The organism is Aliiroseovarius sp. CAU 1755 (assembly GCF_054482655.1).
In genome coordinates, this window is the sequence record NZ_JBTLRH010000003.1 from 148,414 (window position 1) to 171,830 (window position 23,417).

At 60.1% G+C, this 23,417-nt stretch carries 26 protein-coding genes and 2 tRNA genes; 21 read left to right on the top strand and 7 right to left on the bottom strand.

All coding sequences use genetic code 11. The features are described from left to right. Positions 1–236: 236 nt before the first annotated feature. A tRNA-Ser gene (locus tag ACXYMP_RS12650) sits at positions 237–326 on the bottom strand. A gap of 165 nt (positions 327–491) precedes the next feature. Here ACXYMP_RS12650 and ACXYMP_RS12655 point away from each other — a divergent pair. Next, positions 492–1,322, top strand: coding sequence for a DUF2059 domain-containing protein (locus ACXYMP_RS12655; RefSeq protein WP_458906739.1), 831 nt, complete (start codon positions 492–494; stop codon positions 1,320–1,322). Beyond that, complete coding sequence (locus ACXYMP_RS12660) at positions 1,319–2,209, top strand: hypothetical protein (RefSeq protein ID WP_458906741.1); 891 nt, start codon at positions 1,319–1,321, stop codon at positions 2,207–2,209. Before ACXYMP_RS12655 ends, ACXYMP_RS12660 begins: the two co-directional genes overlap by 4 nt. A 49-nt stretch (positions 2,210–2,258) precedes the next feature. On the opposite strand, the gene ACXYMP_RS12665 is transcribed toward ACXYMP_RS12660, so the two are convergent. Continuing rightward, complete coding sequence (locus ACXYMP_RS12665; protein WP_458906743.1) at positions 2,259–4,427, bottom strand: tetratricopeptide repeat-containing sulfotransferase family protein; 2,169 nt, start codon at positions 4,425–4,427, stop codon at positions 2,259–2,261. Positions 4,428–4,813: 386 nt separating this feature from the next. Between ACXYMP_RS12665 and ACXYMP_RS12670 the strand changes: the two genes are divergently transcribed. The 8 genes from ACXYMP_RS12670 to ACXYMP_RS12705 all read left to right on the top strand — a co-directional run bounded on the left by ACXYMP_RS12670 (position 4,814) and on the right by ACXYMP_RS12705 (position 10,986). Beyond that, entirely contained in the window at positions 4,814–5,422 is a 609-nt protein-coding gene (locus tag ACXYMP_RS12670) for a 50S ribosomal protein L21 (protein ID WP_458907346.1), read from the top strand. A gap of 21 nt (positions 5,423–5,443) precedes the next feature. Next, on the top strand, positions 5,444–5,713 hold the full coding sequence (gene rpmA, locus ACXYMP_RS12675; protein ID WP_298570995.1) for a 50S ribosomal protein L27: 270 nt from the start codon (positions 5,444–5,446) through the stop codon (positions 5,711–5,713). Between the two features lie 196 nt (positions 5,714–5,909). Continuing rightward, the gene (locus tag ACXYMP_RS12680; protein WP_298570994.1) at positions 5,910–6,449 is read left to right on the top strand and encodes a GNAT family N-acetyltransferase; all 540 of its coding nucleotides are present in this window, start codon (positions 5,910–5,912) and stop codon (positions 6,447–6,449) included. A 9-nt stretch (positions 6,450–6,458) separates the two neighbouring features. Further along, positions 6,459–6,977: a GNAT family N-acetyltransferase gene (locus ACXYMP_RS12685; protein ID WP_458906746.1), complete on the top strand. Its 519-nt coding sequence runs from the start codon at positions 6,459–6,461 to the stop codon at positions 6,975–6,977. Continuing rightward, entirely contained in the window at positions 6,974–7,495 is a 522-nt protein-coding gene (locus ACXYMP_RS12690) for a GNAT family N-acetyltransferase (RefSeq protein ID WP_458906748.1), read from the top strand. Before ACXYMP_RS12685 ends, ACXYMP_RS12690 begins: the two co-directional genes overlap by 4 nt. 85 nt (positions 7,496–7,580) lie before the next feature. Continuing rightward, positions 7,581–8,612 (top strand): GTPase ObgE, encoded by a 1,032-nt coding sequence (gene obgE / locus ACXYMP_RS12695; RefSeq protein ID WP_248365013.1) that lies wholly within the window; start codon positions 7,581–7,583, stop codon positions 8,610–8,612. After that, a complete protein-coding gene (gene proB, locus ACXYMP_RS12700) occupies positions 8,600–9,706 on the top strand; it encodes a glutamate 5-kinase (protein ID WP_458906751.1) in 1,107 nt (368 codons plus the stop codon). Before obgE ends, proB begins: the two co-directional genes overlap by 13 nt. 32 nt (positions 9,707–9,738) lie before the next feature. Next, positions 9,739–10,986 (top strand): glutamate-5-semialdehyde dehydrogenase, encoded by a 1,248-nt coding sequence (locus tag ACXYMP_RS12705; RefSeq protein ID WP_458906753.1) that lies wholly within the window; start codon positions 9,739–9,741, stop codon positions 10,984–10,986. Between the two features lie 6 nt (positions 10,987–10,992). Here ACXYMP_RS12705 and ACXYMP_RS12710 read toward each other — a convergent pair whose 3' ends face one another. Beyond that, positions 10,993–11,592, bottom strand: coding sequence for a histidine phosphotransferase family protein (locus ACXYMP_RS12710; RefSeq protein WP_458906755.1), 600 nt, complete (start codon positions 11,590–11,592; stop codon positions 10,993–10,995). A 27-nt stretch (positions 11,593–11,619) separates the two neighbouring features. Between ACXYMP_RS12710 and ACXYMP_RS12715 the strand changes: the two genes are divergently transcribed. From ACXYMP_RS12715 to olsA, 3 genes are all read left to right on the top strand, one after another. Then, positions 11,620–11,811 (top strand): DUF3553 domain-containing protein, encoded by a 192-nt coding sequence (locus ACXYMP_RS12715; protein ID WP_248365008.1) that lies wholly within the window; start codon positions 11,620–11,622, stop codon positions 11,809–11,811. Between the two features lie 106 nt (positions 11,812–11,917). Continuing rightward, on the top strand, positions 11,918–12,694 hold the full coding sequence (gene olsB, locus ACXYMP_RS12720; RefSeq protein ID WP_248365007.1) for an L-ornithine N(alpha)-acyltransferase: 777 nt from the start codon (positions 11,918–11,920) through the stop codon (positions 12,692–12,694). Next, positions 12,691–13,527, top strand: coding sequence for a lyso-ornithine lipid O-acyltransferase (olsA, locus tag ACXYMP_RS12725; RefSeq protein WP_458906758.1), 837 nt, complete (start codon positions 12,691–12,693; stop codon positions 13,525–13,527). Before olsB ends, olsA begins: the two co-directional genes overlap by 4 nt. Here the strand turns inward: olsA and ACXYMP_RS12730 are convergent. After that, positions 13,524–14,189, bottom strand: a complete 666-nt coding sequence (locus ACXYMP_RS12730; protein ID WP_458906760.1) for a thiamine phosphate synthase — start codon at positions 14,187–14,189, stop codon at positions 13,524–13,526. The two genes, olsA and ACXYMP_RS12730, sit on opposite strands and share 4 nt — an antisense overlap. A gap of 131 nt (positions 14,190–14,320) precedes the next feature. On the opposite strand from ACXYMP_RS12730, the gene ACXYMP_RS12735 reads away from it, so the two are divergent. Next, the gene (locus ACXYMP_RS12735; RefSeq protein ID WP_458907348.1) at positions 14,321–15,052 is read left to right on the top strand and encodes an RNA methyltransferase; all 732 of its coding nucleotides are present in this window, start codon (positions 14,321–14,323) and stop codon (positions 15,050–15,052) included. Here the strand turns inward: ACXYMP_RS12735 and ACXYMP_RS12740 are convergent, their stop codons facing one another. Together ACXYMP_RS12740 and ACXYMP_RS12745 are read right to left on the bottom strand one after the other, a co-directional pair. Then, entirely contained in the window at positions 15,053–15,529 is a 477-nt protein-coding gene (locus ACXYMP_RS12740; RefSeq protein WP_458906762.1) for a disulfide bond formation protein B, read from the bottom strand. Then, positions 15,526–16,104: a YqaA family protein gene (locus ACXYMP_RS12745; protein WP_298570977.1), complete on the bottom strand. Its 579-nt coding sequence runs from the start codon at positions 16,102–16,104 to the stop codon at positions 15,526–15,528. The genes ACXYMP_RS12740 and ACXYMP_RS12745 overlap by 4 nt, the downstream gene beginning before the upstream one ends. A gap of 160 nt (positions 16,105–16,264) precedes the next feature. Here ACXYMP_RS12745 and ypfJ point away from each other — a divergent pair, with 160 nt between their 5' ends. From ypfJ to ACXYMP_RS12780, 7 genes are all read left to right on the top strand, one after another. Further along, a complete protein-coding gene (ypfJ, locus tag ACXYMP_RS12750) occupies positions 16,265–17,107 on the top strand; it encodes a KPN_02809 family neutral zinc metallopeptidase (RefSeq protein ID WP_298570976.1) in 843 nt (280 codons plus the stop codon). 297 nt (positions 17,108–17,404) lie between these two features. Further along, positions 17,405–18,442 carry a TRAP transporter substrate-binding protein gene (locus ACXYMP_RS12755; RefSeq protein WP_458906765.1) on the top strand — a complete coding sequence of 346 codons (1,038 nt, stop codon included), beginning with the start codon at positions 17,405–17,407 and terminating at the stop codon, positions 18,440–18,442. A 129-nt stretch (positions 18,443–18,571) separates the two neighbouring features. Next, complete coding sequence (locus tag ACXYMP_RS12760; protein ID WP_248364999.1) at positions 18,572–19,156, top strand: TRAP transporter small permease; 585 nt, start codon at positions 18,572–18,574, stop codon at positions 19,154–19,156. Continuing rightward, positions 19,153–20,505 (top strand): TRAP transporter large permease, encoded by a 1,353-nt coding sequence (locus ACXYMP_RS12765; RefSeq protein ID WP_248364998.1) that lies wholly within the window; start codon positions 19,153–19,155, stop codon positions 20,503–20,505. Before ACXYMP_RS12760 ends, ACXYMP_RS12765 begins: the two co-directional genes overlap by 4 nt. Positions 20,506–20,580: 75 nt before the next feature. After that, positions 20,581–20,666 (top strand) — tRNA-Leu (locus tag ACXYMP_RS12770). A gap of 67 nt (positions 20,667–20,733) precedes the next feature. Continuing rightward, the gene (locus tag ACXYMP_RS12775) at positions 20,734–21,846 is read left to right on the top strand and encodes a cystathionine gamma-lyase (protein ID WP_298570970.1); all 1,113 of its coding nucleotides are present in this window, start codon (positions 20,734–20,736) and stop codon (positions 21,844–21,846) included. A gap of 254 nt (positions 21,847–22,100) precedes the next feature. Beyond that, entirely contained in the window at positions 22,101–22,775 is a 675-nt protein-coding gene (locus ACXYMP_RS12780) for a Hint domain-containing protein (RefSeq protein ID WP_458906768.1), read from the top strand. A 23-nt stretch (positions 22,776–22,798) separates the two neighbouring features. On the opposite strand, the gene ACXYMP_RS12785 is transcribed toward ACXYMP_RS12780, so the two are convergent. Further along, complete coding sequence (locus ACXYMP_RS12785) at positions 22,799–23,416, bottom strand: nucleotidyltransferase family protein (protein WP_458906770.1); 618 nt, start codon at positions 23,414–23,416, stop codon at positions 22,799–22,801. Position 23,417 lies beyond the last annotated feature (1 nt).

Below are 23,417 nucleotides of genomic sequence, written 5' to 3' on the forward strand. Positions count from 1 at the left end.
AGGAGAGCATGGCTATAGCCTAAACGAATGTCCGCTTTGCGGGCTGCCACTGCAGCATCCAGCATTGGCCCTGAAGTCCGGAATGGGCCGGGATTTACTGTCTCGCAGAGTTGTCCAGGCTTCATTCCCAATCCAATGCCACCAAACACACAAGAGTCATCCTGGGGGATGGTTTGGGGGATCTTGATTTAGTTGAGCTAAAATTCTATTTAATAATAGATACTTACAAAGGTAAGTGGCGGAGAGACAGGGATTCGAACCCTGGGTAGGCTTGCACCCACAACGGTTTTCGAGACCGCCCCGTTCGACCACTCCGGCACCTCTCCGCGGGGGTCTTGAGGGGGGATAATTCGACCGCGCAACTAGTGCAACCCATTTTTTTGCTCATTTCCCCGCCGACTGTCACTTTCGTGACCGGGCAGGGCTTGGCAGTCCGGGGTGTCAAGTCTAGTCTGCGGATGCATCAAAGTTCCGAAAGGACGACTAAGCCTATGAGACTTAACAGATTAGCCCCTTTCTTTGCCGTTCTATTTACACTGGTCTGGACCGTATCGGGGGCGCAGGCGGCTGAGGACGGGAAGATCAGGGAATTCCTGAAGGTCACAGGGTTTGATGTGGCCATCGCCTCGATCCAGTTGGGCGCAATGGCGGGCCCGGCCCTGACTGGCGAAGACCCAGAGGTGTTCGGCAAGCAATGGACCAAGCTGGCCGAAGAGATCTTCGATCCAGACGAGATGATTGACGACGCGGTCGAAATGCTGGCAGCCGTCATGCCCGATCCTTTGCTGGACCACGGGGTGGATTTTTACGGCAGCGATCTGGGGCAACGTGTCGTCGCGGTGGAAAATGAAAGCCACATGGCCGATGACGAGAAAAAATACGCCGAGGGAGAGACGCTGGCCGGCAAACTGATTGATGAGGGCAGCATCCGTGTCGACTTGTTTCGCGCGATGAGTGACGCCATCGGGTCGACCGAGACCGCGATCCGCTCGATCGTGGAGATACAGGTGCGCTATCTGATGGCGGCAGTCGCGGCCGGGGCGAGTGATTTCGACATCAGCGAAGAGGATCTGCGCCTGATGCTGATGGAACAAGCCGGGCAGATGCGCGAAGGGATCGAAGTGAACACCCTGATTTCAAACGCTTATGCCTATCGCGACCTGACGGACAGCGAACTGATCGATTATCTGTCGGCACTGCAAGACCCGCAAATGGGGCAGGTCTATGAGATCCTGAACGCGGTCCAATACCAGATCATGGCTGATCGGTATGAGGCGCTTGCAAGCCGGCTGGCTGACCTGAGCCCGGAGCAGGAATTGTGATCTGTTGGCTGCGCCTCTTTTTGGTGAAGGTCGCAGTGGTTCCATTTGCCATCGGACTTGGGCTGACCCATCCCGGCGTGGCGGGTCCCCAAAGTGCGACACCCACGCATGGCAGCGCGCAGACCGTGCCGCAGGACTTTGAACGACTTTGGAGCCTTCTGCATCTGGACGACCTTGTTGTCATCATGCGCGAAGAAGGCTTCACCCTTGCGCTGGCCTCTGACGTTGACTTGCTGGGGCGGCCCGGCGGGCAGGCGTGGACGCAGCGGCTTGAACAAATCTACGAGATGGACCGCTTGCAGCGTGACCTGCAGCGCGAGATGCTGGCGGCCCTGAACCCCACCCATCTGGATGCGTTGTGCGACTTCTATTCCGCGCAGTCGGTGCAGAACGTCGTCGTGTTGGAGGTGTCGGTCCGGCGCGCCTTTTTGGATGCTGATGTAGAAGACCGGGCGCGCAGCGCATGGCTGAACGGTCTGGCACTGACCGCCCATGAGGACGCGATCCTTCACTTCGTCGAGGTCAACGACCTGATCGAACGCAACGTGGTTGGGGCGCTCAATTCAAACTATGCGTTTCTCAGGGCCATGACGGACGCCCATCCGGTTGCCGCTGAACGGATGACAGATCAGCAGATCCTGGCCGAAGTCTGGGCCGAAGAGGTGGAAATTCGCCAAGACACATCGGAATGGCTGTTTGCCTTTCTGACCACCGCCTACGACCCCGTGTCCGAAGAGGTTCTGGACGCCTATGTCGCGTTTTCGGAAACCGATGCGGGGCAGGCGCTGAACCATGCGATCTTTGCGGCGTTTGATAAGATGTATCTGCGGATATCTGCGGATCTGGGGCGCGCGGTTGGCGAATTCAGCAGCCAGCAAGAGCTATAGACCCGCGCGCTTGCCCATACTTTGATCAAGGGTCCGTCGCAGAGGCCGGTCAGTCCTCCGGCACGCCCTCCAGACCTTTCAACCCCTCGATCATGTCCTTCAGATGGGGCGCATAACGACGCCATTTTCCAACTGACGAGCTGTAAAGCGGTTGGCGCACTTGCGCCAGCGACAGGGTTTTGACCTCGCGGTCCGTCTGGTGGAAATTCAGGCAGGCGTCTTCCCAGTCAAGGTCGCAAAAGGCAAGCAGTTTGCGCACCTCCTGTTCGGGGTTGGCGACCAGCGCTTCGTATTCGATTTCGTAGATCCGATCCGGTGCCATCTTGCGCCATAGGGCGAGGTATTCGGTATACAGCCGGTAGGTGTCGACAAGATCAGTCTGCGAATAGGTATACAGATGCAGCCCCGCCACGAAGCGGTTCTTGAGCATCGACCACAGGTTGTCGCGCGGATCGCGGCGCAGCGCGACAATCTTGGCATTGGGCAACGCCAGCCACGCCAAGGGGGCAATCTGATAGGTCGAAATGGTTTTGTCCGTGATCCGGTCCGCGTCCGGAAGCCGTGTGTCGATGGCCGCCTGATAGGCGCGCCCCAATTGGTCAAGCTGCGCGGGGGTCATGTCGGCAATGGTGCCACCGGTCTTGTCTGTGGTTGCCACGGCTTCGAATGCCATCGGGTGGAAGATCCCCAACTCGTCACCGCCCGTGACGGTCGTGTGGCTGGCCAAGATCTGTTCGACCAAGGTCGTGCCGGACCGGGGCAGGCCGGTGATGAAGATCGTCTGGTTGTCCTGAAAACCGACCGTTCCGATCCGGTCGCGATCAAACCCCTTCAAAAACGCATGGAACCGGTCGAAGTCGCGTTGGGCCTTCTCTGCGTCATGCGGGTAATGCTGGCGCATGATCTGGTTGGATCGATCCAGATAGGTCCATGCGGCGTCATAGTCCTTGGCGTCCTCCATGACTTTGACCAGCCCGTAGCCAAGGTCCATGCGACTGTCATCGGGCAGGTCGGGGCGGTCCCAGAGGTTCTGCATCTCAGCCACGACAGGGTCTTCCAGAGGCAGTCTCTTGCCTTGCGTCAGCATCCTGTAGATCGCGCCCGACCGCACCCCACGTGCAAGCGCGTCACGCAGCAAGCGATCCGCTTCGTCAAACGCGCCGCTTTGGTGCAGCATGTTGGCTGCAATGGTGACAACGCGCAGGCTGTCGGGGTCTTTTTTCAAGGCCGCGTCGATCATCGCGCGCGCGCTGTCGTCGTCGCCCAACAGCTTGCGCGCAACCGCGCCAAGCGCAAGTGTCTCGCCGGTAGCCGGTGCCAGGGTTTCGAGGTGATCAAGATCGGCCTGCGCCTGTGCGGCCTCTTCCAGCGACAGCGCGGCCTGCGCCCGGATCAACAACGCAAGGCGATTGTCAGGGTCTTGCTTCAGCAAGAGGTCAAGGCAGTCCTTTGCATGACGCGGCGCGTTGATATCGTTGTAGAGCTTGCCCAGATTGCCCAGCACAATCGGGTTATGCGGGATCAGTCGACGCGCGTGCAGCAGGTGGGTCTTGGCTTCGGCGCGGCGGTTCTGGGCCAGCAAAAGTTGACCTAGCTGCGCGGCGGCTTCGCCGTAATCCGGGTCGATGGAAAGCGCGGTCTTGAAGGCGGCCTCGGCGTCTTGCAACTGGCCCAGTTGCGCCAATGCAGCGCCATGAATGGTGGACAGGATCTCGCTCTTGCCGCGGCTGGCGATCAGCGCGCGGGCTTCGGCCTCGACCTCGGCGATGCGACCGGCATTCACACCCGAGACCAGCGCCTCGATCTCTGTGGGAGTGACTTTGCTGGACTGGCGCGTGCTGCTGGTCTGATTGGCGGCGAAAGCCTGCGCGATGGCCTTGCGCTCTGCCGCAGGCAGCTTGGCGGATTTCAACAGCTTGCGGGCCTCGCCACGTGCGCGCGAGCTTCCAAGTGCTGTGATGGCCGCAGCATAGGCGCGCCAGACAGTCAGTTCGCCCGGGGCCAGTTGAACGGCCTGCGCCAACAGATCTGTCGCCTCTTGGTTCTGGCCCAGCTTCAGGTGGATTTGTCCCATATGGAAGGGGATCTCAGCCCGCTTGGGGGCAAGTTTGCGCAGCTTGGCCAAAACATCCAGCGCGTCATGTGGCTTGCCGGACCGTGCCAGCCCGATGGCCCGGTTGAACATGGCAGGGATCTGGTTGGTGTTCAGGGGCAGCATGACGGGTTCCTCGGGGTCTTTACGTCGCGTTATTTGGTGCATGTCCTGTGTAGACAAGCACCTACTTGGCCTAATATGTCCCGCTCAAGCCTGCAAGGGGGTGTGCACCGCGCGCGGTCACCTCTCAATTCGCGACGTAACGCCTGCACGATCCCCGGTTCGAGGCCCCGTTCGACCCTTGGCGAAACTGCCGGAAAAGTCCGGAAACCGTCTTGACTTATGGGCGAAATCACCCGATAAGCCGCCACTCTTACCGGGAATTTCCCGTGTGGGAGCTTTAACTTTGCCCATCGGGGCGCGCCGTTCGAGGCAAGTGAAGGGATCATCCCTTCGTCAAACACCGGTTTTTCCGGGGCCACAGGACGCGGAATATGAAGGAAGATCAAATGTTTGCGGTTTTGAAGACCGGCGGCAAGCAGTATAAGGTCCAAGCTGGGGACGTTCTGCGTGTCGAAAAGCTGGCAGCTGATGCTGGCGAAACAGTCCAGTTCAATGAGATTCTGATGGTTGGTGCAACCGTCGGCACCCCCACCGTTGCCGGTGCTGGCGTGCAGGCTGAAATCATCGACCAGATCAAAGGCGAAAAAGTCATTCACTTCGTGAAGCGTCGCCGTAAGCACAGCTCGAAGCGCACCAAGGGTCACCGTCAGCAACTGACGCTCTTGCGCGTGACGGACATCCTTGAAAAGGGTGCCGACAAATCGGGCGTGAAAGCTGCCATCGGTGCAGGTTCGGTTTCGGGTGGCGCAGCTGTTGCGGCTGCTCCGGCCAAGAAAGCCGCTCCGAAGAAAGCCGCACCTGCGAAAGCCGCAAAAGCGGAAGGCGCCGCAGCAGACGATCTGACCGCAATCACTGGTGTCGGCCCGGCCGCCGCCAAGAAGCTGGCCGACGCTGGCATCACCACCTTCGCCCAACTTGCGGCCGTTGACGTTGACAGCTTTGAAGCCGTCAAGGTTAAGCCCGAGTGGGTTGAGCAGGCCAAGACACTGGCCTAATCTGAGCTAAGGAGAGATAGCATGGCACATAAAAAAGCAGGCGGTTCATCCCGTAACGGCCGCGACTCAGCCGGTCGTCGTCTTGGCGTCAAGATTTTCGGTGGTCAGTCGGTCATCCCAGGCAACATCATCGTGCGTCAGCGCGGCACCAAAATGTGGCCGGGCGCCAATGTGGGCATGGGCAAGGATCACACGATCTTCGCGACTGCCGAAGGGCATGTCCAGTTCCACAAGGGCCTGAAGGGCCGCACCTTTATTTCGGTTCTCCCGGTCGCGGAGGCCGCTGAGTAAGCCGAACCTGACAAGGTTGTGAAAAACCAGGGGCCGGCTGTGATAGCCGGCCCCTTTTCTTTTTGTATCAAGTGACTATCTGCCCTTCACGAGGATTTCACATTTTGGTCGTAAACCCCGCCATATCGTTAGGTATGAGGGGCCCATGGGCTGATGAAGGTCAGTGCATCTTGCGCTTTTCAGAGGAGGGAAAGCCGTGAAGCATGAACAGATTCTGACACAACCCCGCATTCAGGCGGATCGTTTCGTCCTGCGCCCGGTGCGCCGGTCTGATACGGGTATGATCTCGCTCTATGCGGGTGACGAACGGGTCGCGCGCGGGTCGCGATCGATCCCACATCCCTTGCCGGACGGCGTCACCGAAGCCTTTGTCGAACGCGCCCTGGATCCTGCCCGCACGGAAGACGTCTGGGTCATGGACGGCGCGCAGGGCGATCAACGCGAGGTGTTGGGTGTGATCAGCCTGAACCACTTGGATCGCGGCCAGTCGCAGCTTGGCTATTGGGTCGCGCCAGCGTTCTGGAACGCGGGGATCGCGTCCGAAGCCGTGCAGGCGCTTGTGGCGGCCAACCCGCAAGATAACAGCTCGATCTTTGCCGAGGTGTTTCAGGACAGCCCGGCCTCGGCGCGGGTGCTGACCCATGCAGGGTTTGAATATATTGGCGACGCCGAAAGCCATTCGGTGGCACGCAACACCAATGTGCCTACCTGGACCTACATCAGGAAGATGGTGTAACGCATTGCCATGTCACGTGAAATCAATATCAGAACGGAGCGGTTCTCGCTCCGTCCTCTAAGGCCTGCGGACGGAGACGCGGTGGTGCGCCTGCTGGATGATTACGAGGTGGCGCGTTGGCTGACGGTTGTTCCCCATCCTTACACGTTGGCAGATTTCAACGGGTTCCTCGCGCATCTTGCCGACACCTCGCCGCTGGGTGGATTGGCAATTGAAGAGGCGGGTCAGGTGCTGGGTGTGGTCGGTCTGGACCCGACGCTTGGCTATTGGCTGGGTCGTGCCCATCAAGGGCGCGGGGTGATGGGCGAAGCTGCGTCGGCGCTGGTCAACTGGGCCTTTCAGCAGCAGGATATCGACCAAATCGGGTCCGGGTATTTCGAAGGAAACGTGGCGTCCAAGTCTGTGCTGCACAGGCTAGGATTTCGTGACACGGGTGTCGTCGAAGATGTTAATTGCGTCTCGCAAGGTATTGAAGTCAAGCTTGTTAAGGCTGAATTGACCCGTGATATGTGGGCGGCATCTCGATGATGACGCGGCTTGTCACCGACCGGTTGATGATGCGTCGCGCGCAACCCACGGACCTTGACGGGTTCCACGCCGTCGTCTCTGATTTCGAGGTGGTGCGGATGACGTCAAGTTGGCCGTGGCCCGCCGATCGCGCCTACACCAAAACACGGTGCGTTCCGATCAACGCGGCGCATGGCATGGCGGGGCCGGTGTTTTGCAAAGGCGAAATCGTCGGGATCATGGGCGCGCTGTCGATGTATGATGACGGGCCTGAACTAGGCTATATGTTCGCGCGCGCCCATTGGGGCCAAGGGTTTGCGACCGAAATGGCGCGTGCGCTGCTGGACCATGTCTGGGCACAATATGACTGGGACGTGATTAAAGCCTCGGCATATGACGACAATCCCGCATCGGTGCGGGTTCTTGATAAGCTGGGCTTTCACGAGGTCGAGCCAACGATAGGCACATGCAAAGCGCGCGGCGGTGATTTTCCGCTTCGTTGCTTCCAATTGCCACGACCGCCACTTACGCGGGTTTGATAACGCCCCAAACGGCCCTCAACTCTTGAGCCTCGGCTCATTTCCCTCTATCGCCAGTGTCACAACAAGAAAAGGCGCATGCCCCATGAAGTTTCTCGATCTCGCAAAGGTCTATATCCGCTCGGGCTCCGGCGGCGGCGGCTGCGTGTCGTTTCGGCGCGAGAAATACATCGAATATGGTGGCCCTGATGGGGGTGATGGTGGACGCGGCGGCGATGTGATCGTCGAAGTGGTCGATGGTCTGAACACGCTGATCGATTTCCGCTATCAACAGCACTTCTTCGCGGGCAACGGACGCCCCGGCATGGGCAAACAACGCACCGGCCCGGATGGTGACGACATCGTGTTGCGTGTGCCCGTCGGGACCGAGATCTTGGACGAAGACCAAGAAACCGTGATCGCCGATATGACCGAAGTCGGGCAGCGCTTCGTGCTGGCCAAGGGGGGCAATGGCGGCTTTGGCAACCTGCATTTCACCAGCTCGACCAACCGCGCACCACGCCGCGCCAATCCGGGGCAGGAGGGTGTCGAACGCACCATCTGGCTGCGCCTGAAGCTGATCGCCGATGTGGGCCTGTTGGGTCTGCCGAACGCGGGCAAATCGACCTTTCTGGCGGCCACATCGAACGCGCGACCGAAGATTGCGGATTATCCATTTACCACGCTGCACCCCAATCTGGGTGTGGTTGGCGTGGACAACGCCGAATTTGTCGTCGCGGATATTCCGGGTCTGATCGAAGGGGCAAGCGAGGGGCGGGGCCTAGGCGATCTGTTCCTTGGTCACGTCGAACGCTGCTCGGTCCTGTTGCATCTTGTGGATGGCACGTCCGAGGATGTTGTCGAAGATTGGCAGACCATCCTCACCGAGATCGAAGCCTATGGCGACATTTTGGGCGGCAAGCCGCGCGTGACAGTCCTGAACAAGATTGACGCGCTGGACGATGAAGAACGGGAAGAAAAACGCAAAGCACTTGAGGCCGTTGCCGGGCCTGTCATGCTGATGTCCGGCGTCGCCCAGCAAGGCACCGTCGAGGTTCTGCGCGCGCTTCGCAAAGAGATTTCCGAGGACCGCATCCGCCAAAAACCCGTAGAGGAGGAAGAGACGTGGCGGCCCTGACAGACGCCAAACGAATCGTCGTCAAGATCGGCTCGGCGCTTTTGGTCGACGCCAAAACGGGCGCGTTGAAGTCTAATTGGTTGCAGTCTCTGGCCACTGATGTGGCGGCGCTGAAGGCGCGCGGGGCGGATGTTGTGCTGGTCTCGTCCGGGTCCATCGCATTGGGGCGCGGCGTGCTGGGCTTGCCGGCTGGCACCTTGTCTCTGGAGCAATCACAAGCGGCTGCCGCAGTCGGGCAAATCCGGCTGGCGCGCGCCTATGAAGAGGCTTTGGCCCCCTTGGGCGCGACCACCGCACAGGTGCTTGTGACGCTGGAAGACAGCGCGGATCGCCGTCGTTACCTGAACACCCGCGCGACGTTGGAGACGCTGTTGTCACTGGGCGTTGTGCCCATCGTGAACGAAAACGACACGGTCGCGACGGATGAAATCCGCTTTGGCGACAATGACCGCCTGGCCGCTCAGGTGGCCGTCACGGTCGGCGCGGACCACCTGGTGCTTCTGTCCGATGTGGACGGATTTTATTCCGGCAACCCAAAGGATGATCCCTCGGCCACGCGTTATGACGTGATTGACACCATCACGTCCGAGATTGAGGCGATGGCGGGTGATGCCGGAACGGGACTGTCCAAAGGCGGCATGAAAACCAAGGTGATGGCGGCGAAAACCGCGACGGGCGCGGGGTGCGATATGACGATCACGCTGGGGTCACGTATGTCCCCGCTGACCGCTTTAGCTGGGGGGGCGGCGTCCACCTTGTTCACCGCCCGCACGGACCCGAAAGCGGCGCGCAAACACTGGATTGCTTCGATGAAATCACGCGGGGCGGTGGTGGTTGATACGGGTGCCGTGGCGGCGCTCAAGTCCGGGAAATCGCTGTTGCCCGCAGGTGTGGCCCAAGTGCGCGGAAGCTTCCAACGCGGGGACCCGGTCGAAATTCACAGCACCGATGGCACCCATCTGGGCGCAGGGCTGAGCCGCTATACCGCCGAAGAAGCGCGCGCCATTCAGGGCAAGCGATCCGACCAGATCGAGGCCATTCTGGGCTATCCGGGCCGTGCAGCCCTGATCCATCGCGACGACATGGCGCTGTAGCGGCCAAAAGCATGAATATTGGAGACAGACCAATGAGCGAAGACATCAAGGCCATGATGACAAAGATCGGACGCCGCGCGCGTGATGCGGCCAAGGTGCTTGCCTTCGCGCCTGCCGAGGCCAAAGAAAAAGCACTGCTGGCGGCGGCGGATGCCTGTTGGGACCGGCGGGCCGAGATCATCGCGGCCAATGAAAAAGACATGGCCTTTGGCCGCGACAAAGGACTGTCGCCTGCGATGATGGACCGTCTGATGTTGGACGAGGATCGCATCAAAGGGATGTGTGACGGCCTTCGCGCCGTGGCGGGGCAGGCCGATCCGGTGGGCGAAGTTCTGGAAGAATGGGATCGTCCCTCGGGACTGCACATCAAGCGTGTGCGCACACCGTTGGGCGTCATTGGCGTGATCTATGAAAGCCGCCCGAACGTGACGGCGGATGCGGGGGCGCTGTGTTTGAAAGCGGGCAATGCCGTGATCCTGCGCGGCGGGTCGGAAAGCTTCCATTCTGCGGGTCTGATCCACGCGTGTTTGCAGGACGGGCTGCGGGCCGCCGATCTTCCCGAAGATGCCATCCAGCGTGTGCCGACCCGTGACCGGGCGGCAGTCAGCGAGATGCTGACCATGACCGATTATATCGACGTGATCGTGCCGCGCGGTGGCAAAGGTCTTGTTGGCTTGGTGCAGCGCGAGGCGCGTGTGCCGGTGTTTGCCCATCTGGAAGGCATCGTGCATGTCTATATCGACAAGGACGCCGACCCCGACAAAACCGCGCGTGTGGTGATGAATGCCAAGACACGACGGACTGGGATTTGTGGCGCGGCAGAGTGTTTGCTGATCCACAAGGACGCGGTTGCGCTTGGTCAAAAGGTGCTGGACGATTTGATGGCGGCCGGGGTCGAGGTTCACGCGGGCGAGGGGCTGACCGGCACGCTTGCCGCGACCGAGGATGACTGGGGCAAGGAGTTTCTGGACAGCATCATTGCCGCCAAGGTCGTCGCGGATGTGGACGGTGCGATTGAGCATATCAACCGCTATTCCTCGTCCCATACCGACGCGATCCTGACCGAGAATGACGCCACAGCGGCGCGGTTTTTCACCCGACTCGACAGTGCGATCCTGATGCGAAATGCCTCGACCCAGTTTGCGGATGGGGGCGAATTTGGCATGGGCGCCGAGATCGGCATCGCGACCGGCAAGATGCATGCGCGCGGGCCCGTTGGGGCGGCGCAGCTGACATCGTTCAAGTATCTGGTCGAAGGCGACGGGACGGTCCGGGCTTAAGACGACCTAGAACTCGACGCTGATCGAATGATCCGCGATCGTCACACCGGCCGTGCGACCCTGCCGGGCAAGCTCTGGGGCGACCAGCGCGAAATGCACCTGTGCGGGTGGCACATCCGTGTTGGGTTGCGGCGTCGACAACATCGCCCAAAGGTCAGGCTCGATTTTTAGTTTGTTCGCTTCGCCGCGGATTTGCCAATGGTTGCCGTCGCTGACGACACTAATCTGGCCGCCCCATGGCATCGCCGTTTCAAAACATTGCAGCAGCAAGAAAGCCAGCTTGACGGCTGTGCGCGGTTGATCCCCGTTCGGCTGCCAGTCAATCTCGATCTTGCGACCATCCACGCCGGGGGCCAAAGTAGCGCGAATCTCGTTTTCGGCGATCATCTGGTTGTCCGGCGCGGCCCCGAATGCAACGCGGAAATACCGGATGCGCAGGTTTGCGTTTGTCACGCTTTCCGCGATCAAGGCCATTTCCGGACTATCGGCCATGCCTGATAGCTGCAAAAGCTCAACGCCATTGCCGATGGCCCCCAAAGGGCTGATAAGGTCATGGCAGATACGAGATCCGATCAGTGCCGTCAGGTCGCGGTCTTGTTTTGTCATGGGGTGTGCCTTGAAAGGGAAAACGGGATGAGTTTAGGAGCGTTGCTGGAACCGGGCATGTTGGTGCGTCACCCCCAACAGCCGGATTGGGGGTTGGGGCAGGTGCAGTCCAATATTGGCGGCAAAGTCACGGTGAATTTCGAACATGCCGGCAAGCAGGTGATTATGTCCGATCGAATTGATCTCATGCCAGTCTTCGAGCCTCCGAAAGCAACGTGAAGTAAATTATCCTACTCAAACACAACCCTAGATGGTATTCGGCCCAGTTGCAAACCCGGACCAGTCGCCATAGAAGCCCAGCAAGGTTAGCAAAACGTTAAAACCGATGCCCCAGCCTGATTTTGTCCTTCGCCTGGCCCAAGACGAGGCCGATCTGATCGCGGCGCAGCGCCTGCGATATGACGTTTTTGTGGACGAACTTGGCGGTAGCGGCGATTTGGTGGATCACGATGCGCGCCTGGAACGCGATGCGTTTGATCCCTATTTCGATCATCTGATCCTGTTTGATCGCGCTCGACCTGGGACGCCTGCTGTAGGGGTTTATCGTCTGTTGCGCGGCGCACGCCTGTCTGACACACCCGGCGCGTTGAACCGGTTTTATTCTGAGGACGAATATGATCTGAGCGTTCTAAAGAACTCTGGTCGCAACCTTCTGGAACTGGGCCGATCCTGCCTGCACCCCGACTATCGCGGTGGCAGCGCCATGGTGGTGTTGTGGGGCGGGTTGGCAGACTACGTGGCGGAGCACAAGATCGAGGTGCTTTTCGGCGTTGCCTCGTTTCACGGCACCGATATCGACCTGCTCAAGGCCCCGCTGTCACTGCTGCATCACCGACATCTGGCGCCGGAAGGCCTGCGCGTGAGGGCACAGCCCGCGCAGTTTCAAACCATGAACCTGATGGCAGAGGACCAGATCGACCGGCCCGCCGCCATGCGCGCGGTGCCGTCATTGATCAAAGCATATCTTAGGCTGGGTGGTTTCGTGGGCGAGGGCGCGTATATTGACCATGATTTCAACACCACGGATGTATGCCTGATCATGGACACCGAACAGATGAGCGCGAAGCACACGGCATTCTACACCGGAAAGCCCCGCCCATGACCGCCCTGTGGCATGGCGAGCCAGAGCCGCACAGCTTCCATCCGACCGGCATGGATTGGGTGCGCATTGTCGCGCGCGGCGTTCCCTTGGCGCTGCTTGTTTTTGGCGGGCTTGTGGTGCTGTTGCTCGTCCGGCTGATAGAGCGTCCCTTTTGCGGCATCAAACGCCCGGTCACGCCCCATATCACGCAATTCGTTTGCCGTATGGCGTTCGTGACCCTTGGCATCCCGTTTAAACCCATCGGAACGCCGATGCGCGAAAAGGGGGCCGTCGTGGCCAATCATGCGGGGTGGTTGGACATCTTCACGCTGAATGCCAAGAAACGCGTCTATTTCGTTTCGAAATCCGAGGTGGCGAACTGGCCGGGGATCGGCTGGCTGGCGCGCGCGACGGGCACTGTGTTCATCAACCGCGACCGGCGCGAGGCGACCCGCCAGATCGAGGTCTTTCGCGAACGTCTGTCGGCGGGCCACAAGCTGCTGTTCTTTCCCGAGGGCACGTCCAGCGACTCACGCCGCGTTTTACCCTTTAAGTCAACGCTTTTCGCAGCGTTCTTCACGCCGGAGTTGCGTGATTTCATGTGGGTGCAGCCCGTGACTGTGCGCTATATCGCGCCCGACACGGAAGACCCGCGCTTTTATGGCTGGTGGGGCGATATGGATTTCGTGCCGCATCTGGTGCAAACCCTTGCCGCGCGCAAACAGGGCCGGGTCGAGCTGGTCTATCACACACCGGTCAAAGTGTCGGACTTTGCCAGCCGCAAGGACCTGGCCGCCTATTGCGAGACTGTGGTGCGGGGTGGGCTGGGCGATTTGAACGTCGAGGCGTCTTAACGGGTCATCGCCCCCAGCAAGCGGGCCAGCGTTGCCGAAGGATCATCGGTGCGCCAGATCTCTTCCCCGATGGCGAAGAAATCGGTGAACGGGGTCAGGGTGCGAATGATGTCTTCGGTCAGCGCACCTTCGGCCACCACCGGCACCTCGATCATTTTTGACCACCAGTCGAACAAATCGGCCTCGGCTTGGGTGCCGTCGCCCAGCCCTGTCGATCCCGCCGGACCAAAACTGACGTAATCCGCGCCCGCTTCGCCCGCTGTCATGCCGTCATGGCGCGAGGCGTTGCAAAACGCACCGACAATGGCGTCATTGCCCAGATCATCGCGGGTCTTGCGCACCCGACGCGCGCCGTCGCCCAGATGCACACCGTCCAAGCCCAGACGTTCAACCATCAAAGCGTGCTCGGCGATCACAATCGGCACGTCGCGGGCATGGGCAACCTCGCGGCACGTGTCGGCGGCGCGCATGATGCGGTCTTCGTCCTTTGTTGCCAGCGACAGGCGCAGGCAGGCCGTGTCGTGAGCATCCAGCACGCGGGCCAACTGGTCGGGAAACAGCGACAGTTCTAATTCGGGCGGTGTCACCAGATAAAGCTGGGGAAGTTCCATGTCGGTATCGGCCATCTTGCGGTCCTTTTCGTCTGGTGCTTGCAGCTTCATAGACGGCTCTTGCGCCAATGCAAGTGATTCAGACCAGCGCGCCACGCATGCTTGCTCTGGGCCGAATGCCAGCGTATCACGCGGCCAACCAAAAGGAAGGATCGGCGGTGGCGGATCAAATGACGGACAATCTGGGACCTCAGCCTGAAATCGTGCTGGTGCGTCCGCAGATGGGCGAAAACATCGGGGCGGCCGCGCGCGCGATGCTGAATTTCGGGCTGGAACGGATGCGGATCATCGCGCCCCGCGATGGCTGGCCGAACCCATCGGCGGTGGCCATGGCGTCTGGGGCAGGGCGGGTGCTGGACGCCGCCGGGGTCTATGACACGCTCGCGGACGGGATCGGCGATTGCGATTACGTCTATGCCACCACGGCGCGCTCGCGTGATCTGGCAAAACCGATCCTCAGCCCCGAACGTGCGATGGCCGAGGCACGCGCAATGCGGGCGGCGGGCAAGAAAGTCGCGATCCTGTTTGGGCCAGAGCGGACAGGGCTTGAGAATGACGAGGTCGCGCGCGCCAACGCGACAATCTCGGTCCCGGTGAACCCGGAATTTGCGTCACTGAACCTTGCGCAATGTGTGCTGCTGACGGCTTACGAGTGGCGACGACAGACCACCGAGGTTCAGCATGAGGTGATGGAGTGGGCCGGGTCCGAGCGCGCGCAGGCGATCGAGGTCGAAAAACTGGCCGAGCATTACGAGGCGCGGCTGGACGAGGCTGGGTTCTTTTACCCGCCGACCAAAGCCCCCGTGATGAAAACTGCGCTGCGCAATATGTGGAGCCGCATGCCGATGACACGCGCGGATGTGCAGATTTTCCACGGTATTTTGCGCCAGCTTCTGCGCGGCAAACAGGACTGATCAACCCTTTCGAGTGGCTGCCACAACCCAGATGACGGCCAGACCCAGCGATCCGACCGCGTTCAGGTTGGCCATGGTGACGCCAAACATCTCCCACGGGATTTCATCGCAGCGGATCAGCGGGGCGTCGTTGATTTGCGCCAGAAGATCGTCGACCGACAGGTCCGCGACACCGCCGCCGGTGCAGGAACTCGGACCGTCCCACAGTTTGCGTTCAACGCCGGAATGGAAAAAGCCGATTGCGGATGTCGTCGCAGCCGCCAATGCGCCCAGCCATGCCAGCGCTTTCTGACGAAAACCCAACGCGACACCGCCAATCAGGACGGCGGCGGCATGGGGCCAGCGCTGCCACAGGCACATCTCGCAAGGCGCATAGCCCAGCGCCTGAAAGACAAATGCGCCAGCCAGCATCAGCGCAGACGACGCAGCGGCAATGGCGATCCATTGGTTTGCGGTGAGGCGGTCAAGATAGCTCATAGGTATTTCACCATGTAAAAGCCGCCGAGCAGGATCACGACGAACAGGATGAACATCAGGCCAAGGCGACGTTCGATAAAGTCGCGGATCGGCGCGCCGAACTTCCACAACAGGGTGGCAACGACGAAGAAACGAAGGCCACGCGCGATCACGCTGGCCACCATGAAGACACCAAAGTTTAGCCCCGTGGACCCCGACAGGATGGTGATGACCTTATAGGGGAAGGGGGTCACGCCGGCAATCAGCACCGCCCAGGCACCCCACTTGTTATAGGTGTCAGCGAAATGGCCGAACTCGTCGGTCTTGCCGTAGAACTCCAACACAGGTTGGCCGACGCTTTCGAACAGGCCCCAACCGATGAAATAGCCAAAAGCCCCGCCGATGACAGACGCGACCAGCGCGACCGTGGCGATAACGAAGGCGCGCGACGGGCGGGCAATGATCATCGGGATCATCAAGACATCCGGCGGGATCGGAAAGACCGAGCTTTCCACAAACGCCACCAACGCCAACGCCCAAAGCGCGTGGCGGGTGTCAGCCAACCCCATGGTCCAATCGTAAAGACGCCTGATCATCTGCGTGCCTCTTGTTTTTGCCTCACGAACCATGCGGGCCCTGCCGCGTCAAGAGTGAGCTGCAAGATCATGGCTTGATGCGTGGGGGTTGGCCGTTAAACTGCACAGGTCTGGATGACACGGGATGGCCCCGTGCAAATTACGAGTGCTGGAGAACAAGATGAAGTGGCAGGGACGGCGGGGAAGTCGCAATATCGAGGACCGTCGGCGCGCTGGTGGCAAGGCGCAGGTGGGTGGTCTTGGGCTGTTGGCCGTGTTGGCAATCGGGTATTTCCTTGGGGTCGATGTGACACCGTTCTTGCAAGATGGAGGTGCCATCGGCGGCGGTGGCGGCGGGGGTGAAATCACCGAAGCCGACAAGCAGGCGGGTGAATTTGTCTCTGTCACTCTGGCGGATACCGAAGATGTCTGGGACGATCTTTTCCGAACGCAAGTGGGGCAGGCCTACAACCCGGTGACGCTTGTCTTGTATAAAGGCGTGACACAAAGCCCTTGCGGAGGCGCCTCGGGGGCGACCGGCCCGTTCTATTGCCCCGGCGATAACAAAGTGTATCTGGACACCAGCTTTTTCACCACATTGTCACGCCAGCTTGGCGCGCGTGGCGATTTTGCAGCAGCCTATGTGGTGGCCCACGAGGTCGCGCACCATGTGCAGGACGAACTTGGCATTTTGGGGCAGGCAAATGCGATCCGCGCGCAGGTCAGTGACGCCGAGGCGAACGCCATTTCGGTCCGGATCGAGCTGCAAGCCGACTGCTACTCCGGCATCTGGGCGCGCGAAGTGCAAGCGCGCTTTGGCACGTTGGAGCGCGGCGATATTGCCGAAGCGATGAATGCCGCGCGCCAGATTGGCGACGACACCTTGCAGCGCAATGCCGGACGGGTGCCAATGCCGCATACCTTCACCCATGGCACATCCGCCCAACGTCAGGCGTGGTTTGTACGAGGATATGAAACGGGCGACATGCGCAGCTGTGACACGTTCTCGGCCGAAGCGCTCTAACGGTGCCTGATTCTCGGCTTCTGGCTCGAAAGATTGTCGCAGCAGACGCTGCAGATACAGGTCTCAGTCGATTGCTTAACGTGGTAAGTAGGTCAAATAGATGAACAAATTCAAGGTTGTTGTTTTTGCAATGAAGTTTGACTACCACTTGCACAGCAGCAGGGCCTAACAAAACCGACCAAGCGGTCTAAAAAGCTTGCGTGAAACGGCAGAGCCTGCTCTTATCAGTCCACGCACCGGGCGGAGGAGCCACCGGTGACGAAACGGTCAAAGATCGCGACTTTGGGAGGAAGCGAAATGAAATACACCATGAAAACTGCTTTTGCGGGCGCTGTTGCCTTGGGGCTGACAGCCGGGGCCAGCTTTGCGCAAGAGGTCACGCTGCGGTGCCAACACTTCTTGCCACCCAAAGGCTCGACCCCGCTGTATTTCATGACCCCTTGGGCTGAAAAAATCGAAAAAGAAAGCGAAGGGCGCATCAAGGTCGAACTGTATCCGGCGATGCAACTGGGCGGCAAACCACAGGCGCTGTATGACCAGATCCGCGATGGCGTGATCGACTGTGGCTGGGCGCTGCCGGCTTATACGCCGGGTCGCTTCCCTGAAGCTGAAGCGTTCGAACTGCCCTTCATGACAGGCCGCAATGCCGAAGCCTCTTCGAAAGCCGCGTGGGAGTTTACCCAGAAATACATGCAGGAACGGATGGCAGATGTTCACCTTCTGGCGGTCCATGTGCACGGCCCCGGTGTGATCCACAAGAAGGGCGAGCCTGTGATGGCTCTGGCAGACTTCGACGGATTGAAACTGCGCGGACCGTCCCGTCAGGCCAACGCCCTGTTTGAAACACTGGGCGCGACACCGGTCGGTATGCCCTTGCCGACCTTCCCCGAAGCCCTGTCGAAAGGCGTGGTCGAAGGCGGCGTCATCCCGTGGGAAATCGTGCCGCCGCTGAAGGTGCATGAACTGGCCGACAGCCACACCGAAATCTCGGGCGACCGGTCGCTTTACAACACGTTCTTCATCTGGGCGATGAACAATGACACCTACAACAATTTGCCCGATGACCTGAAAGCCGTTATCGACGCCAATTCGGGGCTAGAAACCTCGGGCTGGGCGGGTGCGTCGTTCGACAAGGGCGATGTAATCGGACGCGAGATCGTGGCTGGCACCGATAACAAGATCCACGAGCTTGATCCGGCGTTGGTCGATGAAATCAAGGTGATCGGCGAGGCGCAGACCGCGGCTTGGGCGGCTGATATGACCTCGAAGGGTCTTGACGGTGAAGGTATGGTTGCCGACGCCAAGGCGCTGGTTGCGAAATACGCCGACAACTGATCGGGTTGCGATGATCGCTTCGGGCGGCCCCGGCTGACCCGAAGCGATTTTGCGCCCGTTTGCCTGACGCACTCAGGCGTGCGGGTCGGGCTTCACACTCACATTTACCAAATTGGCAGGGGACACGCGGTGGCAGTCGCAAAATCAGCACAAGTCCGCATCGGTCGACTGATGGAGGTCAGCAGCCGTTGGATGGCGTATTCAGGCGGGGCCATTCTGGTTGGGATCGCGTTGACCACGGTCCTTTCGATTGTCGGTCGATCACTGTCCGGCTTCGGGTTAAGCCCGATCAAAGGCGACTATGAAATCGTCGAAATGGGGTGCGCGGTGGCCGTGTTTGCCTTCATGCCGTGGTGCCAGCTGAAACGTGGCCATGTGACGGTGGACATCTTTATTTCCAAACTGTCGGACCGCATGCAGGCCGTTCTGGGTCTGATCGGGGATGTGTTCCTGACCGGCGCGGCGTTCATCATCCTGTGGCGGCTGTGGCTGGGATTTGGCGAAAAATTCCCGTTCGGCTCGGACGGGTTGCGCAGCGTGTTCGGCATGGGGTCCAAACCTTTCTTTCCTGAAAGCACCTATGAGCTTGAGATCCCGCTGTGGATCCCGTTCGGCTTGTGCGTGATTGGCGCTGCTTTCTTTCTGATCGTGGCAGCCTTTACGGTCTGGCGGTCCTTCAACTGGGTTCTTGATGGCAAGGAGCAACGGGTATGACCGGCATTGAACTGGCGCTGGTCGCCTTTGCCCTGATGTTGCTGGCCATCTTCCTGCGCCTGCCCATTGGGTTGGCGATGGGGCTGACCGGATTTTTCGGCATCTGGTATATGATGGGCAAACCCGCAGTCACATTGAGCCAGCTTAAGACGCTGTCTTATGACACGTTCTCCAGCTATTCGCTGTCGATTGTGCCGCTGTTTTTGCTGATGGGGCAGTTTGCCACCAAGTCAGGTATGTCTGGGGCCTTGTTCGAGGCGGCCTCCGACTGGTTGGGGCACCGCAAGGGTGGTGTCGCGATGGCCGCCGTCGGCGCTTGCGCGGGCTTTGGCGCGGTCTGTGGATCGTCGCTGGCGACGGCCTCGACCATGGGGCAAGTGGCCTTGCCGGAAATGCGCAAACGCGGCTATTCCGACGCTTTGTCCACCGGTGTTCTGGCCGCGGGTGGGACGCTGGGCATCCTGATCCCGCCTTCGGTCATTTTGGTGATCTATGCGATCTTGACCGAACAAAACATTGTGAAAATGTTCATCGCAGCCCTTATCCCCGGCATTCTGGCCGCCCTCGGCTATATGCTGACCGTGGCGGTCATGGTGCGCATCAATCCCGACAGCGCGACGACTGCCGAACGGGTGTCTTATGCGCACCGGTTCAGGACGCTTCTGTCCATCTGGCCGGTGGTGGTCATTTTCGGGCTGGTGATGGGCGGCATCGCGGGGGACTGGAACTGGTCCAAAGTTGGCGTTCAGGCGTTGTTTACCCCGACCGAAGGCGCCGCAGTGGGCGCTGTCGCAACCGGCCTTTATGGCATCATGACGGGCGGGCTGAACTGGAAAGGCTTTCTGGACAGCATCCTGTCGACCGCGCAGTCCACGGCGATGATCTTCTTCATCGTGCTGGGCGCGCAGATTTTCAACTCGTTCCTGGCTTTCACACAAGCGCCGCAAATGCTGGCCGAGTGGGTCACCGCACAGGGCTATGCGCCGCTGATGGTGCTGGCTTTGATGCTGGTCGCCTATCTGATCTTCGGCTGTGTCATGGACAGCCTGTCGATGATCCTGCTGACCATTCCGATCTTCTATCCGATCATCGAGGTGCTCGATTTCGGACTGACCCCGGAAGAGGCAGGCATCTGGTTTGGCATCCTCGCCCTGATCGTGGTCGAGGTCGGATTGATCACGCCGCCGGTGGGTATGAACCTGTTCATCATCAACTCGATGGCGCGCGATATTCCGATGTCGGCGACCTATCGTGGTGTGGCGCCGTTCGTGCTGTCAGACCTGATCCGCGTCGTGGTTCTGGTCGCCTTTCCGGGCATCACGCTTTGGCTGGTCGGGGTCATGTTCTAGAACATGCAAATTCGTGCGGGGCGGGGCAAAAACTTCGTTGACCTTGCCCCGGCGCTTGGGTAATTCCAACCCAGTGCCCAAGTGGCGGAATGGTAGACGCAGGGGATTCAAAATCCCCCGCCTTCACGGGCGTGAGAGTTCGAGTCTCTCCTTGGGCACCATCCGATATCCGATCAGACCGATGCCGCAACAGGCACGTGTCCGCGCGGAGCGACGCAGGAGCCTGCCATGACGGATCACCCACCCAGCAAACGCGCCGCCGATCTGCTGCACCTTCGGGGGCAGGGGCTGTCAAAAGGGGAACCGGTGGCGTTGCCGCTTGTCTCAAGTTCGATGTTCCACCTGCCGGGTGACCCGGATGGCGCGGCCAGCTACGGGCGCGTGGACAACCCGACATGGGAGGCGCTTGAGCATGCCTTGTCGGTTCTGGAAGACGCGCCTTGCGTGGCATTTCCATCCGGTATGGCGGCGATTTCCGCGGCGTTGTTTGCGACGCTGAAAACCCGCCAGACTTTGTTGATCCCGTCGGATGGCTATTACGTCACGCGCAGCCTGTCAGAGCGGTTTTTGTCCCAACTTGGCGTGACCGTGATCCAGCGTCCGACCTGTGACTTTGCCACGGGCGGTTTCAACGGCATTGATGTCGTGTTCATCGAAAGCCCGTCAAACCCCGGCCTTGATCTGTGCGATATCGCCGCCATCACGGCAGAGGTGCGTGCCATGGGCGGGGTGACAGTCGTGGACAACACGACAATGACGCCGTTTGGACAGCGCCCGCTGGATCTGGGCGCGGACATGGTCGTGGCGTCAGACACGAAGGCGCCCGGCGGGCATTCCGACATGCTGATGGGCCACGTTGCCACGCGTGACGAGGCCTTGCGCGCCGCGGTGCTGGACTGGCGCAAGATGTCGGGCAGCATTCCTGCCCCGCATGCGGCTTGGCTGTTGCATCGCGGGCTGGAAACGCTTGAGGTCCGTTTTGAACGGATGTGTCAGACTGCCCTTGCCGTGGCGCAGGATATGTCATCCCACAAAGCCGTGCGCGCCTTGCGCTTTCCGGGTCTTGCCTCGGACCCGTCCCATGACCTGGCACGCCGCCAGATGCGTCGGTTTGGGTTTCTGATCGGGGTCACGCTGGCCGACAAGGCAACAGCAGAACGGTTTATCGCGCAGTGTGCCTATCTGCGGCCGGCGACATCGTTCGGAGGGGTGCACAGCTCGGCCGAACGGCGTGCACGCTGGGGCGACGATGTGGCCGAAGGTTTTGTGCGGATATCGGTCGGGTGCGAGCCGCAAGAGCCATTGCGCGCCGAGATCATGACCGCGCTGGACCGGCTTTAGGGGGCAAAGCCGCGTCTGAAACAGAATCGTCACACCCCTGCCACAGACCTGCCACGCCCATTCACTGAAATTCGCTAGAGTGGCTCTCTTTTAGGGTGAAAATCGGATAGGGCGTGCCCAGCGGCTTGCTGTAAATACCACTGACGATAGAAAATTCACCAATTTTGATAGTTTTTCTTCATAATTTCGGCATGAATTGGCTATAGAGATGGTCTGACCAGAGACCCATCTGGCCTGTGTTGAGGTATATCGAGTTGAGCTTTCGTGACCTGAAATCCGAACAATCCAGTTCGCTTTCACAAGCGGGTTTCGCGCCCTTCGGCGTGGATCACGCCCCGCTGCGTCCGTCGCAAGCCCGCAACGCAATTGCGGCTTCCGGCATTTCGGCCAATTCCCGCATTGATACGTTGCGCGGCAAGGTCGCGGCCCGCGATCTGCGCGAAGGTGATCAGGTCAAGATCTACGGCGATAAATTCGCGACCCTGCGTTGGGTGGGCCTGTCGCGCCAAGGGGACAACAGCGATCTGCCAATGCGCCGCGTTGAAACTGACGGCTCCCCTAGCACGACGTTGCTGTCGCCCGACAACCTGGTGATGGTCCGCCATCCCCGCACCGAGCTTTTGTTCGGCACCAATGAAGTTCTTTGCCCCGCGCGCTTTCTGGCTGATGCGGGGCTTTTCGTGCAAGACGATACCGTCACCCCGGTTTTCGTGCACCTGCTGTTTGAGACCTACGAGCTGATCAAATGCGGAGAGGATTGGGTCGAAAGCCTGATGCCGAACATGTCCCATATCCGGTCGGCTGATCTGGGTGTCGCGAAGGAAATCACCGCAGTTCTGCCGCGCTTGGAAACCGAACATGGGCTGGCTTCGTATGTGCGCAACCGTCCGGTTCTGAATGCCCGCGAGGCATTGGTGCTGTTTAGCTGATCACTGAAAAAGCGCGTGCTTGACTAAGGCTCTCTGTCGCCATTGGCACGGCCTTGTGCCTGTTGCCAGCTGTCCCAATCCGTCTGTCGATCAATATCTGTCGTGGCGTGACGTCGTGGCAAGTGCACCAGACGCGCGGGCGATGTTTTCACCACCTCTTTTGCGCCTGTATCGCCGCAAAGCGCCTCCAATTGGGGTCGCATTTGGGCTGGAAACAGGACCGGGTGACCCGCGGTTCCATCAGGCTCTGCCCCGCGGATCACGTGTTTGCCATCGAAGGACGCACAAACTCTGTTGATGTCTTCGGTGGTGATGGCGGGCATGTCGGCCAGAAGCACCAAGATGGCGTCAAGCCGGGCTGGAAGTGTCGCAACGGCTTGCGCCATGCAATGCCCCATCCCCAATTCCGCATCGGCACACAGAACCGGGTTGGCCCCTGCGGCGCGGGTGATGCGGTGGCGGTCGCGGGCATGATCGCCAAGCGCGACATAGACAGGGTGACCCGTCGCGATTGCCACGCTGATCCGATCCTCAAGCAGGGTCTGGCCCGTCGCTTGCCGCAGCAAAAGCTTGTCACATCCCATCCGCAGAGACTGGCCTGCCGCCATCACAAGTATGGCGATATGGGGGGCGGGGGGCATC

What these genes read in the sequence shown, in the direction of transcription:
- ACXYMP_RS12655 (WP_458906739.1), top strand. Translation starts at nt 492, where the DNA reads ATGAGACTTAACAGATTAGCCCCTTTCTTTGCCGTTCTATTTACACTG.
- ACXYMP_RS12665 (WP_458906743.1), bottom strand. Translation starts at nt 4,427, where the DNA reads ATGCTGCCCCTGAACACCAACCAGATCCCTGCCATGTTCAACCGGGCC.
- ACXYMP_RS12670 (WP_458907346.1), top strand. Translation starts at nt 4,814, where the DNA reads ATGTTTGCGGTTTTGAAGACCGGCGGCAAGCAGTATAAGGTCCAAGCT.
- rpmA (WP_298570995.1), top strand. Translation starts at nt 5,444, where the DNA reads ATGGCACATAAAAAAGCAGGCGGTTCATCCCGTAACGGCCGCGACTCA.
- ACXYMP_RS12685 (WP_458906746.1), top strand. Translation starts at nt 6,459, where the DNA reads ATGTCACGTGAAATCAATATCAGAACGGAGCGGTTCTCGCTCCGTCCT.
- ACXYMP_RS12690 (WP_458906748.1), top strand. Translation starts at nt 6,974, where the DNA reads ATGATGACGCGGCTTGTCACCGACCGGTTGATGATGCGTCGCGCGCAA.
- obgE (WP_248365013.1), top strand. Translation starts at nt 7,581, where the DNA reads ATGAAGTTTCTCGATCTCGCAAAGGTCTATATCCGCTCGGGCTCCGGC.
- ACXYMP_RS12705 (WP_458906753.1), top strand. Translation starts at nt 9,739, where the DNA reads ATGAGCGAAGACATCAAGGCCATGATGACAAAGATCGGACGCCGCGCG.
- ACXYMP_RS12710 (WP_458906755.1), bottom strand. Translation starts at nt 11,592, where the DNA reads ATGACAAAACAAGACCGCGACCTGACGGCACTGATCGGATCTCGTATC.
- ACXYMP_RS12715 (WP_248365008.1), top strand. Translation starts at nt 11,620, where the DNA reads ATGAGTTTAGGAGCGTTGCTGGAACCGGGCATGTTGGTGCGTCACCCC.
- olsB (WP_248365007.1), top strand. Translation starts at nt 11,918, where the DNA reads ATGCCCCAGCCTGATTTTGTCCTTCGCCTGGCCCAAGACGAGGCCGAT.
- olsA (WP_458906758.1), top strand. Translation starts at nt 12,691, where the DNA reads ATGACCGCCCTGTGGCATGGCGAGCCAGAGCCGCACAGCTTCCATCCG.
- ACXYMP_RS12730 (WP_458906760.1), bottom strand. Translation starts at nt 14,189, where the DNA reads ATGAAGCTGCAAGCACCAGACGAAAAGGACCGCAAGATGGCCGATACC.
- ACXYMP_RS12740 (WP_458906762.1), bottom strand. Translation starts at nt 15,529, where the DNA reads ATGAGCTATCTTGACCGCCTCACCGCAAACCAATGGATCGCCATTGCC.
- ACXYMP_RS12745 (WP_298570977.1), bottom strand. Translation starts at nt 16,104, where the DNA reads ATGATCAGGCGTCTTTACGATTGGACCATGGGGTTGGCTGACACCCGC.
- ypfJ (WP_298570976.1), top strand. Translation starts at nt 16,265, where the DNA reads ATGAAGTGGCAGGGACGGCGGGGAAGTCGCAATATCGAGGACCGTCGG.
- ACXYMP_RS12755 (WP_458906765.1), top strand. Translation starts at nt 17,405, where the DNA reads ATGAAATACACCATGAAAACTGCTTTTGCGGGCGCTGTTGCCTTGGGG.
- ACXYMP_RS12765 (WP_248364998.1), top strand. Translation starts at nt 19,153, where the DNA reads ATGACCGGCATTGAACTGGCGCTGGTCGCCTTTGCCCTGATGTTGCTG.
- ACXYMP_RS12775 (WP_298570970.1), top strand. Translation starts at nt 20,734, where the DNA reads ATGACGGATCACCCACCCAGCAAACGCGCCGCCGATCTGCTGCACCTT.
- ACXYMP_RS12785 (WP_458906770.1), bottom strand. Translation starts at nt 23,416, where the DNA reads ATGCCCCCCGCCCCCCATATCGCCATACTTGTGATGGCGGCAGGCCAG.